Origin of the sequence: Spirosoma profusum (genome assembly GCF_014699005.1) — a bacterium.
Lineage (GTDB): Bacteria > Bacteroidota > Bacteroidia > Cytophagales > Spirosomataceae > Spirosoma > Spirosoma profusum.
On sequence record NZ_JACWZY010000001.1, the window covers coordinates 416,001 to 429,956 of the forward strand.

Annotated in this window: 10 protein-coding genes; 3 read left to right on the top strand and 7 right to left on the bottom strand. The window is 47.4% G+C overall.

Translation table 11 applies throughout. The features are described 5' to 3' along the window. Positions 1 to 107 precede the first annotated feature (107 nt). The 3 genes from IC229_RS01395 to IC229_RS01405 all read right to left on the bottom strand — a co-directional run bounded on the left by IC229_RS01395 (position 108) and on the right by IC229_RS01405 (position 4,529). Positions 108 to 3,020, bottom strand: a complete 2,913-nt coding sequence (locus IC229_RS01395; protein WP_190885126.1) for a glycoside hydrolase family 9 protein — start codon at positions 3,018 to 3,020, stop codon at positions 108 to 110. A gap of 340 nt (positions 3,021 to 3,360) precedes the next feature. Then, positions 3,361 to 3,909 (bottom strand): hypothetical protein, encoded by a 549-nt coding sequence (locus tag IC229_RS01400; protein WP_190885127.1) that lies wholly within the window; start codon positions 3,907 to 3,909, stop codon positions 3,361 to 3,363. Then, on the bottom strand, positions 3,906 to 4,529 hold the full coding sequence (locus IC229_RS01405) for a hypothetical protein (RefSeq protein WP_190885128.1): 624 nt from the start codon (positions 4,527 to 4,529) through the stop codon (positions 3,906 to 3,908). Before IC229_RS01405 ends, IC229_RS01400 begins: the two co-directional genes overlap by 4 nt. Before the next feature lie 134 nt (positions 4,530 to 4,663). Between IC229_RS01405 and IC229_RS01410 the strand changes: the two genes are divergently transcribed. Continuing rightward, positions 4,664 to 4,915 (top strand): helix-turn-helix domain-containing protein, encoded by a 252-nt coding sequence (locus IC229_RS01410; protein ID WP_190885129.1) that lies wholly within the window; start codon positions 4,664 to 4,666, stop codon positions 4,913 to 4,915. 87 nt (positions 4,916 to 5,002) lie between these two features. Here the strand turns inward: IC229_RS01410 and IC229_RS01415 are convergent, their stop codons facing one another. Together IC229_RS01415 and IC229_RS01420 are read right to left on the bottom strand one after the other, a co-directional pair. Next, entirely contained in the window at positions 5,003 to 8,425 is a 3,423-nt protein-coding gene (locus IC229_RS01415; protein ID WP_190885130.1) for a ThuA domain-containing protein, read from the bottom strand. Between the two features lie 155 nt (positions 8,426 to 8,580). Then, on the bottom strand, positions 8,581 to 9,351 hold the full coding sequence (locus tag IC229_RS01420; protein ID WP_190885131.1) for an META domain-containing protein: 771 nt from the start codon (positions 9,349 to 9,351) through the stop codon (positions 8,581 to 8,583). 224 nt (positions 9,352 to 9,575) lie between these two features. Between IC229_RS01420 and IC229_RS01425 the strand changes: the two genes are divergently transcribed. Both IC229_RS01425 and IC229_RS01430 read left to right on the top strand, forming a co-directional pair. Then, entirely contained in the window at positions 9,576 to 10,490 is a 915-nt protein-coding gene (locus tag IC229_RS01425) for an LEA type 2 family protein (RefSeq protein ID WP_190885132.1), read from the top strand. 269 nt (positions 10,491 to 10,759) lie between these two features. Next, positions 10,760 to 12,112 (top strand): amidohydrolase, encoded by a 1,353-nt coding sequence (locus IC229_RS01430; protein WP_190885133.1) that lies wholly within the window; start codon positions 10,760 to 10,762, stop codon positions 12,110 to 12,112. A 63-nt stretch (positions 12,113 to 12,175) separates the two neighbouring features. Here IC229_RS01430 and IC229_RS01435 read toward each other — a convergent pair whose 3' ends face one another. After that, entirely contained in the window at positions 12,176 to 12,970 is a 795-nt protein-coding gene (locus IC229_RS01435) for an SDR family oxidoreductase (RefSeq protein WP_190885134.1), read from the bottom strand. Positions 12,971 to 13,042: 72 nt separating this feature from the next. Next, complete coding sequence (locus IC229_RS01440; RefSeq protein WP_190885135.1) at positions 13,043 to 13,951, bottom strand: S66 peptidase family protein; 909 nt, start codon at positions 13,949 to 13,951, stop codon at positions 13,043 to 13,045. Positions 13,952 to 13,956: the final 5 nt, after the last annotated feature.

Sequence of the window (13,956 nt, forward strand, 5' to 3'; positions counted from 1 at the left end):
GCTGACGCAGGAAGCATCTTAAGGTTTCCTCACTATAATGTTAGGATACACTAAGATGCTTCCTGCGTCAGCATGATAAAAAATTAACTATTCATAATTCTCCTGAGTTAGTTTGCCAACTGCAATTTGCCGCCATTCACGTAGTTGATTTTTCCTCTTAGATCCAGTTTTTTGGCGTTGACAGTCACTGCATTAATCGTTACGTTGTGCCCTGACTGAATCAGTACGTTCTCAGTATTAGTCGGAACGCGTCCACAGGCCCAGGTCGTTGGGTCGTTCCAACTGCCTGATTTTACGCTGGCCATTACTTCGGTACCACAAGGTGCTACGTCGATATACTTCATAGCTTGCGAGAGCAGCCGAATGTATGCGCCCTGTGTGTAGATGGCCGGTTCGTTGATTTGCCACGAATTTTCGGGATAGCTCGTATTCCAGGCTTTATACGATTTCTGAATGGGCTGATTCTGAGGAGGGGAAATAATAATACCCGCATCGTTTGTGTAAGTCGGATTGGCTCCGCCCATCACATAACCCGGTGGGGGATTCGTATCGAACACCGTTCCATCGGCAAACCAGGAATGATACATGGTGGGGGCCGTAAACTCTCCGCCATGCTCTTCCATATTGGTCAGATAGCTGTAAGATGTCGGGTTGACACCATGCAGATAATGCACAAAGCCCAAAGCGGCATCACGATAATTTGTTTTGTTGGTAGTATCCTGATTGTAGACGTTCATGCTGAAAAACATGTTGCCCTGATGCGCTTTTGTTTCGTTGCTGCCCCAGGTATAATTGTCGTTTTTCAGGAACGCCCGATACGCATCCGACTGATTCAGGTAGGAAGGCAGGTTATCTGAGTTACCAGTTTTCAGGTTGTTCGCATACGTTGACAGGATATTGTTTTTAACAGACGTAGTAGCTCCCGGCGCTTTGGTATAATACAGCAGCGCATCCTGATACGTAGCTTCGAACGGGTATGCAAAGCTCCATTGAATGAGGTGAACCTGGTTATAGTTCGCATCAAAATACGTTTTATACGTAGCATTTCCGGTCAATACGTACAAAAAGGCGGCTGCAGCCACTCGCCGGGAGATCCGGTCATGATCGGCGCCAACAGCGGCTGCACTTGAGAAACCTGAGTTATTGAAAATTACTGACGGATTGCTATTTGCCCAGTTATATGCGTTTATAGCCGCCGTTTGCAACGTATTACCGAAAGCCTGCATCGTGGGATTGCTGAGCGATTTAAACTGAATCGCAGCCAGCGCAAACACGGCAGCCCCGGTAGCCGTAGCATCCGTGCTAGCCGCTCCGTACCGGCGAAAATTCGTATCGGCACTCGGTGGCGACGTAGCACTGAAGTCTGTTACCGATACCTTATGCAGCAATGAGCCATTGGCCTGTTGCATCCGGAGCAACCAGTCGAGTTCCCATTTCACTTCGTCCAATAAGTCAGGAACACCGTTGCCCGATTCAGGAATGTTGAAATCGTCGGTCCAGACCGTCGGATTTTCCTGATACGACAGCAGCATATCGACCAGCGGCCCGTAGGTAAAGGGAACGTATTTGTTGTAGTCACCCGCGTCGAACCAGCCACCGCGCAGGTCTTTCGACGTAGCAGCCGACGTATTACTCACCAACCGGCAGTCGGTGTCCTGCTGAGTTCCGAGAAACGCTGCGCCATCAGTCCAGGGGCTTTCGGCGTAAGGCGTTTGCTTGGCAAAGCCGCTGCGCTGGTAGTAGAAAACCCGGGTAGCCTGTTTCAAAACGTCCTGATAAACAGTGTTGTTTATCGAAAACGGGTACGATTTTTTATCTTTTCCAACATCATAAACGTAGTACGTACCGGGCGTCTGCACCGACGAAAAATCGAACCACCAGACTTTATCTCCCGATTGCGCATGTGTGGCTCCGCTATTCCAGGCGACAGGCGTTCCCTGAAAAACGACGGCGTCATTAGTGGCGTTTCGGAGTTGATACGTAGTGGATGGTGTAAACGTATCACTCGCGTTGTATCCCGTTTGTGGACTACTGATAACAGCAATTTTTTTCGCCAATGGCAAATAACCAAACTGGTCAATTTTCAGGTGATTACCGAAATCTGAAGAAACTGGCGCTGCCGGTAATTGCTGCGTTTTAAAGAAATTCCAGATGGTTTGCGCTGCGTTGAACGCCGATGGCCAGCCGTGCGTCGCATCTTTCGTTATAACAAACACAGCTTTTTTGCCTGAACTACAGAAGGTTAATGAGTCTACATTCGGATTAAGGGCAGTAGTTGTGTACGAATTCCAGTTGTTGCAACCCAACCCCGCGTAGGTCGATATCGGCCAGACATAAGCGGGCGTTTTTGGGTAAGGTTGAATAGGTGGCGTAACAGTAGGGTCGCCCGCACTGTGAATGTGCATCACCGGAATTGGCGTGTAGTTACCTGCCGTGAAATAGTTGGTCTGATACGTTTGATTAGCCCATAAACTGGCAGCTACCGGCGCAATGGCGGCAATTTTATTGGGCAGTGCCATGCTGAGAAAATAGCACATAAATCCTCCGCCCGAATGCCCGGTGGCATACACGCGGCTGCGATTGATCTGATACGTCTGCGCGAAATAATCGATTAAATCGGAGGTGAGTAATACGTCATCCGGCGCATTGGGGTCAATTGGATTAGGGCCGTTACTATCGCCTGCCGAGCCAAATCCTGGCGACGTATCAGCGTACTTATTGAATTGAATACCCCCGCCGACAGTTACGGCATTCGGATAGACGACGATAAAATTCTGGGTATTTGCCACGTTGTCCAGACCCGCGTATCCCTGCAAACCAGCCCCCGTTCCGCCATCGCCATGAAACGCAATCACAAGTGGGAGATTCGTTGCAGGAGACGTAGTAGGCAAGTGATAAGCGAACGTACGTGTCCGCCCGCCAGACGTAATGCTACCCGTGCCATTGACCGGGTTCTGTGACTGGCTTTTATGCGCGAGGCATAAACTCAAAATGATGAAAATGAGAAAAGTGCTTTTCATAACCACTACGTGTTTTAAATAGGCTAGCTTCGGTAGCTAAAACGCCTGATAACGTAGCAAATAAGAAAAAAAGTAAAATTACATTATTTGTTTTCTGCTTAAACGGTCATCTAATTGCATAAATAGGAGCTATTTGTAATGAAATCGCCCCGACCAGCGCTGGTCGGGGCGATTTCATTACAGCTGTTATACGGATCTAAGCAAGGTTATGGAGTCATCCGCTTCAAAGACATCTAATCGAACCGCTGATTAAGCTTGGATATTGTTTACGCACAGCATCAAAAAGAAGCTTATTTACCAAACTGTGTATTGCCCAATTAATACTTTATCCTCAGTAATCTCAATCGTACTTAATAAATGGAATTTTGCTAGCATGTTTAGTAAATATTCGGCCCTCTTTTGTAATTAATATTTCACCCATTATTGGATCATAATTAAACCCTTTGTTTTCGTAAGAAGGTGGTCGCCCTTCTTTTCGATTTACTTTGTCTACCTTTAATAGGTAACTGTATTTTTTCAATACGTAATTATAACATGCTGGCGCGGTTTTAGCGATTGACTCTTTACTTTCATAAAGCAATGTTTCTCGGTTATTAACTATTACAATAGCAATTGGGGGATTCTTTTTAATCATGTATGTTGCCAAAAAAGCACTAACAAAATAATGCGTCGTATCGCCTGAAGTTTGCATCGCTATTATGGGTATTTCGTAGGTGCCAACATATTTCAGATATTCTCGAATGCTGTCTGATAAGGCACGGTTTTCGAGAAACAGCGGCTTAGTGCAATCTTTGTTAGTTATTGCTTGCTTTGGTTGCTGTGCATCTACGTCGGGTAAAGTCAGCATTATCAAAACGGCCCAAGTAGTGAATTTTAAAGTATGTTTCATCGCAATTCTTCGACTATATTTTGGTCTAGATCACAATTAAATATATTCCCATAATTGTAATCGATAATACCCAAATTTTGACCATTCGCGTTTACTTTATATATCCCACCATCTGAAATCACGTAACCAGGTATTTTCCAATTTTTAGCAAAGTTTAAATCAGCATTTGAAGGAGAGTCCTCCCATTGAGGTCCTGTAGGATGAGTGTGAATGTTGGCCAGAATGTAATAAACTACACCGTTTAATACAAACCACTGTTTACCTGGTTCACCGCCATAATCAGTGGTAGGACCACTATAAGCATGATTTATATCATTCTCATTATCAGGTAGCCAAAATATACCTTTATCCGTAATGAAAGCACTCTGTTCTTTATGAGTATCGTTATTTTGTCTGTCCCACATAGCTTTAAATGTTTTACATCCATCACTTTTTGATGATTGCTTCGCTCTCTTAATACGATCCGGAAGTGCTGCCTCTACGTCAAGATCCCTCAGGGGCATAGTCCAACGACCACTTATATATTTATATTCAATAATATAACCCAAAGTTTGATCTGCATGGCTGGCGCAAAATTTTCCTAACCGCAAGACTATACCTATTCCAAATGTTTCTATCAATAGTCCTTTTTCGACTATTAGTTTACCAGTTAAAGGTATATAAGTAAAAAATCATGTATACTATACGGCTTAGCAGTGACTTATTCCGTTATTTCAGTCTTATGAGGGCTCTCAATATATTCTTGATCCCTACTATGAATAACTTACCGCAACGAATCCGTAAGCTCCGTGAATTTGTTGGTTACCGACAGCATGACGTAGCTGACAAATTAGGGATAACTCAGTTTGCTTATAGTAAGCTGGAACGGGGAGAAACTCGCCTGGATATAGAACGAATTGAGCAGATAGCTGATTTTTATGGACTAGCACCTGTTGATCTCATGTATAAAAAGCTTACGGAGCTTCGCCTGTTGCTTGTGGCTAATGTAAAGTTTGAAGAAGTCTAGCTGTTGAACGTACTACGTAGTAAAATCAATCGCCCGACCATCAGTGATAGTCGGGCGATTGATTTTACTACGTAGTACGTCGCTGAGTTACATGCCTTGATTCGTAAATTGAATCTTGTCGACAGCAAACAAAGCATTCTGACCAGCATTAGGGTTAACAAAGACAAGATAGAGCTTTTGCATGCCCTGAACTGGCTGTCGAATCGGTATATTCACAGGCCCCATGGTTCCCTGCTTCACTTCTGCTTCACCAATCAGCGGACCCGTTGGCGAGTTGATACGTGCTTCCAGCTTACCACCAGCCGTTTGTGAGGTAGACGCAAAAACCGTCGGGGAAATCTGCTCGATACCCGTCATGTCGATGTCTTTGAAAGCTATGTAACTTCCTGATTTTATGCCAACAGCCGCAGGACCCATTTTAGGAATATCGTACTGGAAAATGTCCTGCTTCATATCGGCAGAAATCGCTTTTACCGAAGGCGAACGTAGCGCGAGCGACGTAGAACCCGTCAGAGGGCCAATCACGCCATTTCCTTTGTCGGTATAGGTAGCGGTCAGGATGTAAGAGCCATCTTTTTTCTGCTCTGCCGGTACATAATCACCAGCTATCGGCTTCCGATTGGCGGCTTTACTGTCGGCCAGCGACAGGATGTAGCTAACCATGTCAGCCACTTCGCTTTCTTTCAACTGTGGGTGGGCACTCATGGCCTGTTCTCCCCAGACACCGCCACCACCCGTAATGATTTTACGAATCAGTTTGCTCTCTGAACCAGTGCCTTTATACTTTTTCGCTACGTCCATGTAAGCAGGTCCAATCGACTTCTGATCGACGGTGTGGCAGGCTTTGCAGTCGCTTAAATCAATCAGACGTTTGCCAGTCGAGAAACCAGTATTCGCCTGGTGACCCTGCGCCAACATCGTTTTATCGAACCCTTCGAGGTAGTCGATGGTCATCGTTACGTCGTCGGGGCTGATACCTTTCTGCAACGTACCATCTTCTTTGTCCATCACCTTCACGGAGTACTTAACGGGTTTATTCGGGAAATAAAACGTCTTGTTTCCGGCCACTGTCACTTCCACTTTCGGCTCGTCGTTACCGACTTTGATATCCATCGTTTTCGTTGCTACGTTCCCGGCGGCATCAGTCACTTTTAACGTAGCAGGATATACGCCGGGTTTGCTGAACGTAACGGTAGGCGAAGCTGAAGTTTGTTTCGGCATGGCTTTCCCAAACGACCATTCGTATTTCAGTACGTCGCCATCGTAGTCAACCGATTCTTTTCCGTCGAATTTCACAGTCAGCGGGGCAGCTCCTACCATTTTATTGGCACTGGCCACGGCTACCGGCTTGCGGTTTCCGGCGTTATACGTAATGTGCGACAAACGAGCGTCGGTGTTGGCACCAAACCACTTCTGACCGTATTCAATTGTATAAAGAGACCCGTCATTGGCGAATTGCATGTCGATAACGTGCGAGAATTTCGTGTTCGGCATGAAGGTTTCCATCTTCACGAAATCACCGTTTTCTTTCATCGTAACCGGGTGAATCCAGTCGCGAATCCAGTCGTACGCGAAGAATTTGCCGTCGTAATGGCGAGGAAATTTGACCGGCGTTTCTGGATAATCATCGTAGTAATAAACCGGGCCACCCATTCCGTTACGTCCGCCCTTGCCCACGATTTCGCCAAACTCGGGCGAATCAGCATAAGGATAGTAAATGAACGCTTTTTGGGCGGGAGGCAATTCGCGCAAACCCGTATTGTTCGGCGAATCGTTGATCGGCTTCATCGGATCGAAGAGGGCTCCCGTGGTGCTATCGGCAAACGTACGTGTGTGATACGGCCGGTTGTCAGCTACAAAAAGCGGCCACCCATAATACCCCGCCTGACGCGCCTGGTTGATCTCATCGTGACCGCGTGGGCCGTATTTATCGCTGTTTTCGCCGGCATCAGGACCAACTTCACCCCAATACAGAAAACCGGTACGTTGGTCGACTGAAATTCGGTAAGGGTTCCGGTTGCCCATTACGTAGATTTCAGGCCGGGCTTTCGGATTGCCTTTCGGAAACAGGTTTCCTTCGGGAATCGTGTACGTACCGTCGGCTTCGGGGTGAATCCGAATGATTTTTCCCCGCAGGTCATTAGTATTACTGGACGTCAAACGAGCGTCCCAGCCGCTACGTCCAGGACGCTCGTCGATTGGTGCATAACCGTTGGAATTGAACGGGTTCGTATCGTCGCCGGTCGAGAGATAGAGATTTCCTTTTTTATCCCAGGCAATCGAACCACCCGTATGGCAGCAGCCGTCGCGCTTCACCGGAATGGTTAGTAATACTTTTTCGGTATTCAGCAGAACGGTGTCTTTTACGTCGTCATAAACAAAGCGCGACAGATGCTGCGCCGTATCGGCCACAGTTTTGCCCGTTACAGGCGAATAAAAAACGTAAATCCACTTATTCTGCTTGAAATTCGGGTCGATGTTCAAGCCCATCAAACCGTACTCGAACTTGGTAAATACCGGAAAGTTAGCGACCGTCTTTACCGTTTTTTTTTTCGGGTCATAGACCCTTAGTTCACCTTTTCGCTGTGTGTAGAGCACCTTCCCGTTGTCGAGGACGGCCAGTTCAGTTGGCTCGTCCATGCCTGCAATCAGGACCTGTTGTTCAAAGCGGTTTTCTTCGGGATAAGGCTTGGTTTTGGCCTGACCGAATTTCAGGCTGGTCGCCATCACCGATTTGATGCCGCCGAGAATGTGCTGCAAAAACATGGCGTCGGTATAGGACTCGTCGGTATGGCCGCCACCGGTATAAAACGCTTTTCCGCCATCAACTTCATGATGCCAGATAAAGGGGTGGTTATCGCCGTTTTTACCGCCTTCGTAGGTTTTCTCATCCAGTTTGCCCAGCACTTTCAGGTCAGTCTGAATGCTTTTGTAACTGTACCACTCATCCCAACGTTTCCAGCGGTCGGGCAGCATTTTGGTTGAGGGGTGGCTTTTATCAACAATTTCGATTTCGGCATTTTGCTGCTTGGGATGGTGCAGGAAATACGCCCCCACCAGTTTATTGTACCACGGCCAATCGTACTCGGTATCGGCAGCCGCGTGAATCCCCACGTAGCCACCGCCCGCCTGGATATATCGCTCAAAAGCAGCCTGTTGCGCGTCGTCCAGTACGTTGCCGGTCGTGCTGAGCCAGATTACCGCGCCGTATTGCTTGAGGTTGGCTTCGGTGAACTTGCCTGCATCTTCGGTGGTGTCGACAGCAAAGCCATTTTCTTTGCCGAGTTTCATAATGGCCATTTTCCCTGCCGGAATCGACGAATGCCGGAATCCTTTGGTTTTTGAGAAAACCAGCACCCGATTCAGGGCAAGAGGAGCAGCCACTGACGGGGTCGCTGTCGTACGTCTGGCCATTGTCTGAGCCAATGCTGTCTCCGAAGTGCCAGCTGTAGCTACTGCCAGTGCACCCGTCAGCATCAACAAGCGCGAGGGGAGCCGTAGGTTTTTCATAGAAATTAGTAAGTTATACAGATTGGTTGGGCGTATCGACAATCGAAAGGGTTAACTTATTCGGCGATACAATTGGCTTTTTATAAGAAGCAAAACTACTAAAAAAGCGAACGCTATTTTGTAATCGTTCGCTTTATTCAAAGGTTAAAAACCGGTTAATCTACTTTTTTGAAGGCCATTATCGACGTACCACTACGTAGCATCATCAGTTTCCCCTGACCAATCTGATACGTCAATGGGGTAGCCAGCGCATTCAGAAAAGTCTTCTCGAATTCGCCAGCAGTGCCCATACAAGCCATTTTGGTGGTGATTAACGGGCCGAACAAAATTTGGTGCGTATCGGCAGTGATTTCACCACTCAGTTGATTGCAGCCAGTTGTGCCCGTTACCCGTCCTTCGGTGAGCGAAATTTCGAGTCGGGGTAGTTCGTTACGTGGCCCACCTGCGCTAACGGGTTTCCCCTGAAATTCGGTCAATACCCAGATGTCCTGCAACGTAGTAAGCTGACGTAATGAAACCCCACAGCCCACATAATTTTTGCCGCGTAGGTCAATTTCAACCCGGTAATCGAGTCGATAGCCGGTTTTTTTATCGACGCAGCTATCGGGTCTGAACAATACGTTCATGTGACCAGCGTCGACGGGGATGTTATAACGTAGCACGCCATCGGAGTCGTTCTGGCGTTCCGGTGCGGTTATCTCAAGACTATCTTTTCCGGGCGCTTTGAAACGTAGCGTTCCCTTCGACGGATTGACGGTTAGCGTCCAGGCCGGGTCATTTCCGAAAGCTACTAGTTCGTCACCTGATTTCAGATATTGGCTGTAATCGGCTGGGGGAGGAGCAGGCGTGAGCATTGACGCAAACCGGGTCGATGGTCGGCGGCAGGCAGCGGTCAGAAGTAGCAGGCCAAACAGAATCGTGCGCATGGCAAACGGCTGAATACATTATATGGATAAGACTATCGGCTGACCGAAAAGTTTAATTATACCAGATGTTACATCACGGTAACTGCTTAAAATGTGAATCTATGAACGCTAACGCTAATCGGGGAAAATTTAGAAAGTGGCCAATTCATTCGTTTCTAAGCATTTAAAAAAACACTACGTAACTCTGCATGTTGATATACCTACGCTACATTGGATGATACGTTATGAAAAAAGGATGGATAATTGTGTTGGTCGTGGTGCTGCTTATTGGGCTAGGCGGTTACATCTGGTACAGTCGCCTGAAGAATAATGCTGCGGCCGAAGGTGGCCCTTATGATAATACACTTAAGCCCCGGCTGGAATTGGCGAAAATGGCGATCACCGACATTCGTGAAGAATCCATCCGCATGAATATGTATCTGCTGATCGACAACCCATTACCGGTGGGCTTTAAATCGCCCCAGATGGACTATACCGTGTATATTGCTGATACGCCGGTCGTGAAAGATACGTATCGCAAAGCTATTTCGGTGGAGGCAGGCGACAGTACGTTGATCATGTTGCCCGTAACTGTATTAACTGACAAAATGACTAACGTATTAAAAACGCTCGAACGAAAAGGGATCGATAGTACTACGTATAAAGTGCAGTCGACGTTCGAACTTGACGTACCAATAGTAGGCGAGAAAACATTTGTTGTGACCATCGAGCGACGAATGCCTACCTTTTATATTCCCAAGATTAAAATTGAAGATATCGATTTCGGTCCGCTCGGTTTAAAACGTACCGACGTAGCAACGAAGGTGCTGGTAACAAATAAAAACAAACTCCCGTTTAATATAACCGACGCTAAGTATACGGTTACTATAGATGGAAAGGTGATCGCCGACGGGAAACAACCTGACCCAATTCTGATTAAAGCACAGGCCACTACACCCGTTATTTTTCCAGTTACGGCCCGACCCGGCAAAACGTTGAGTGTACTGCCCAAAATGCTGTTCGACAAAAAAGATACGCCTTACGTAGTGGATTTTCAGTGCAAGCTGATCGACAAAGAGAAGAACCCAATGATTCAGCAGAGTAAGTTTGTGGCTAAAATCACGGGTACGTTGGATGACTTTAAGAAGCTTAAAAAGTAGGTCATTTTTAAACCGCAAAAAACGCTAAGGCAAAGGTCCACGAAGTACTCTGCGGTTTAAAACCCTTTCGAACAGGATAATAGCAAGAACATTTATAGAATATCAATAAAGTAAATGATTATATTTTTACATACTGAAAGAAATGAATAGTAAGTAATGAGCATATTCAAGAAAATATTCAGTATAAATATCTGATAACTGCCATATTTTATACGTTCGAGGTTGTAAATTAGAGCAAAAAATAAGAACGTATATACTTGTATAATTTCATGAAGAAATACTTTTCGGCTTTAGCTGGTCTGGCCCTGGGAGGTTTGGCCGTACAAAATGCTTCAGGACAAGTAGCCACACTAAACGCCAAAATGGATAAACTGGCTGAAGGACTGGATAAGAAAGTAGTAACATGGCGTCGTGATTTTCACCAGCACCCTGAACTGGGCAACCGTGAATTTCAGACGGCGGGTAAAATTGCAGCTCACCTGAAGGAACTGGGGATGGAGGTGAAAACGGGCGTCGGAAAAACAGGTGTAGTGGGCTTGCTAAAAGGCGGTAAACCTGGCCCTGTAGTGGCGCTGCGTGCCGATATGGACGGTCTGCCCGTTACCGAGCGCGTCGATCTGCCGTTTAAATCAGAAGTAAAAACCGAATACAATAACCAGCAAACGGGCGTAATGCATGCCTGCGGACACGATACGCACGTAGCGATGCTGATGGGCGTAGCTGAAGTGTTGACCAATGTGAAAAGTGATCTTCGGGGAACGGTCAAATTTATTTTCCAACCCGCCGAAGAAGGCGCACCAGAAGGTGAAGAAGGTGGCGCATTTCTGATGGTGAAAGAAGGCGTTCTGGAAAACCCGAAGGTCGACGCCATTTTTGGCCTGCACATCAATTCGCAAACGGAAGTCGGTACTATTAAATATCGGCCGGGCGCTACGATGGCGGCAGTTGATTCATACGCCATCAAAATCAAAGGCCGCCAGGCACATGGCGCGGCCCCCTGGTCCAGCGTTGATCCAATTGTTACGTCGGCGCAGGTGGTGATGGGTTTGCAGACCATCGTTAGCCGGAATCTGACGTTGACGGAAAATCCGGCTGTGGTAACGGTTGGAGCACTGCACAGCGGCATCCGGCAGAACATCATTCCCGAAGAGGCTAATATGATTGGTACGATTCGGACGTTCAGCCCGCACGACCAGAAACTGGTTCACAAACGTATCAACGAGATTGCCACTAACATTGCTGAAAGTGCTGGTGCTAAGGCTGATGTGAAAATCGACATCATGTACCCCGTTACGTATAATGACCCCAAACTGACCGACCAAATGGCTCCTTCGCTCGAAGCGGTAGCGGGTAAGAACAACGTGAAACTGACGACGGTGCAAACAGGTGCTGAAGACTTCTCGTTCTATCAGCAGAAAGTGCCGGGATTTTTCTATTTCCTGGGCGGCATGAGCAAAGGCAAAAAAGTAGAAGAAGTGCCTTCGCACCACACGCCCGATTTCCAGATTGACGAAAGCTGTTTTGTATTGGGCATGAAAACGCTTTGCCGACTAACTACTGATTACATGGAGTTCGCGAGCAAAGGCACGGCGGTGAAAGAGCTTACGGCTAGCGGGAAATAATTGAAAGTCATTGCGTTACATCGGGGTGATACGTTTTCTTGATATGTATCACCCCGATGTGCTTTATACACCCGGTCGTTTCTTCAACATCCAGGAGAGCAGACCCGGCAGAAAACGCTTGAGGTAGATACCATAAATTTCTTTACCACCAATATACACTTCTTCCGTCTTCTGTTCTACAGCCTTAACGAGTCGTTTTGCGAACGTATCGGCTGACATGCCCTGATCCTGATTATCATCCATTTTGCCGTGCTGACTACCATCACCACTAAGTGCGTTGAACGAAATCGCCGTTCGGATGTAGCCGGGGCAAACGATCGTTACGTTCAGACCAGTGCTGGATGTCTCGGCACGTAGCGAATCGAAAAAACCGTGCAGCGCGTGTTTACTGGCGCAATACCCCGACCGAAATTTGGTCGCCAGTTTGCCCGCTACGCTGCTCGTGACGACAAAATGCCCGCTACATTGCGCCAGCATAAGTGGCAGAACTGCCTTCGTGAGGGCGATAACCCCGAAAAAGTTAACGTCCATGATTCGCTGATAGACCGAAAAATCGGTGTCAACAACGCTGCTACGTTGCGTAATCCCTGCATTCTGAAATACATAGTCGATACGTCCGAATCTCCGACGTACCGTTTCTACGTGTGCGGGCAGGCTGGGTATGTCTGTTACGTCTATCGGTAAAATCAGTACGTTACTTTCGGGCAAACCTAGTTTATCAGCCACACGCCGTAACTCATCTTCGCGCCGGGCCGATAGCACCAGTTTGGGCTTATACTGCGCCAGTTCAATAGCAATAGCCTCGCCAAGCCCCGACGAAGCCCCCGTAATCCAAATGACAGAATCGGTGTAAGGCATAGGATGATAGAGCTCTTAAACCTTGAGAATAAGTGCAAAATGAACGTTTCTTTGTCAGCATGACAAAAAATTCTACATAAAATTGATACGTCCATTCCCTTTTTTTACTACCAGCTCTACCTCTTTGCCCATCGGTAAAGCCAAATTGTATGGTACGTGGCCAGCCGGGAAATTGTAGAGTACGGGAAAGTTATAAGCTGCTACGCCATCGGCAATAATCTCGTACGAATCTTTTCCGAAAGGCAGGGACGTATTAATCCGCATATCGGTAAACTGTCCCACCACTAATCCTGCTAATTCGGTCAGACAACCCGAACGGCGCAATTGCATCATCATTCGATCAAGGGAGAAAAGCGTTTCGTCGATGTCTTCGATGAACAGAATTTTGCCAGCGTAGTCGAAATCAGTAGGCGTACCGAGCGAATTGATCAGCATAGTCAGGTTGCCGCCGATGAGCGGGGCCGTTACGTTCCCGATTCGATTCAGCGGATGGCCGGTGATAGCGTAGTGGCTGGGTGGTTCACCAAACAACCACTGACGTAGTGATTCCAGCGATTCGGCCCGGTCGAAGCCGCCGAAATTCCGGGGCATCAGGCCATGCAGACTCACAATCCCGGCCTGATTGAATAAACTGAGCAACACCGTTATGTCACTGAAACCGACCATCCATTTTGGGTTCGCTTTCAGGGCTGTTACGTTAATTCCATCAGCAATTCGATAGCAGCCGTATCCACCCCGAGCGGCAAAAACCGCCCGAACAGTTGGGTCATCAAAAAGACGTTGTAAATCGGCCCGGCGCAGGTCGTCGGAACCGGCAAACGGCCCGTCTACTGCGTGTAGGCTTTCACCTTCAAGTACGTTGAGTCGCCAATCTTCACGCAGGATGCGCAATCCGTCGGCTAATTCGTCATACGGAAACCAACTGGCTGGCGACACAACCCCAACGGTATCACCAGGACGTAGAAAAGGAGGGACAATCAAGTGAG

What these genes read in the sequence shown, in the direction of transcription:
- IC229_RS01395 (WP_190885126.1), bottom strand. Translation starts at nt 3,020, where the DNA reads ATGAAAAGCACTTTTCTCATTTTCATCATTTTGAGTTTATGCCTCGCG.
- IC229_RS01400 (WP_190885127.1), bottom strand. Translation starts at nt 3,909, where the DNA reads ATGAAACATACTTTAAAATTCACTACTTGGGCCGTTTTGATAATGCTG.
- IC229_RS01410 (WP_190885129.1), top strand. Translation starts at nt 4,664, where the DNA reads ATGAATAACTTACCGCAACGAATCCGTAAGCTCCGTGAATTTGTTGGT.
- IC229_RS01415 (WP_190885130.1), bottom strand. Translation starts at nt 8,425, where the DNA reads ATGAAAAACCTACGGCTCCCCTCGCGCTTGTTGATGCTGACGGGTGCA.
- IC229_RS01420 (WP_190885131.1), bottom strand. Translation starts at nt 9,351, where the DNA reads ATGCGCACGATTCTGTTTGGCCTGCTACTTCTGACCGCTGCCTGCCGC.
- IC229_RS01425 (WP_190885132.1), top strand. Translation starts at nt 9,576, where the DNA reads ATGAAAAAAGGATGGATAATTGTGTTGGTCGTGGTGCTGCTTATTGGG.
- IC229_RS01430 (WP_190885133.1), top strand. Translation starts at nt 10,760, where the DNA reads ATGAAGAAATACTTTTCGGCTTTAGCTGGTCTGGCCCTGGGAGGTTTG.
- IC229_RS01435 (WP_190885134.1), bottom strand. Translation starts at nt 12,970, where the DNA reads ATGCCTTACACCGATTCTGTCATTTGGATTACGGGGGCTTCGTCGGGG.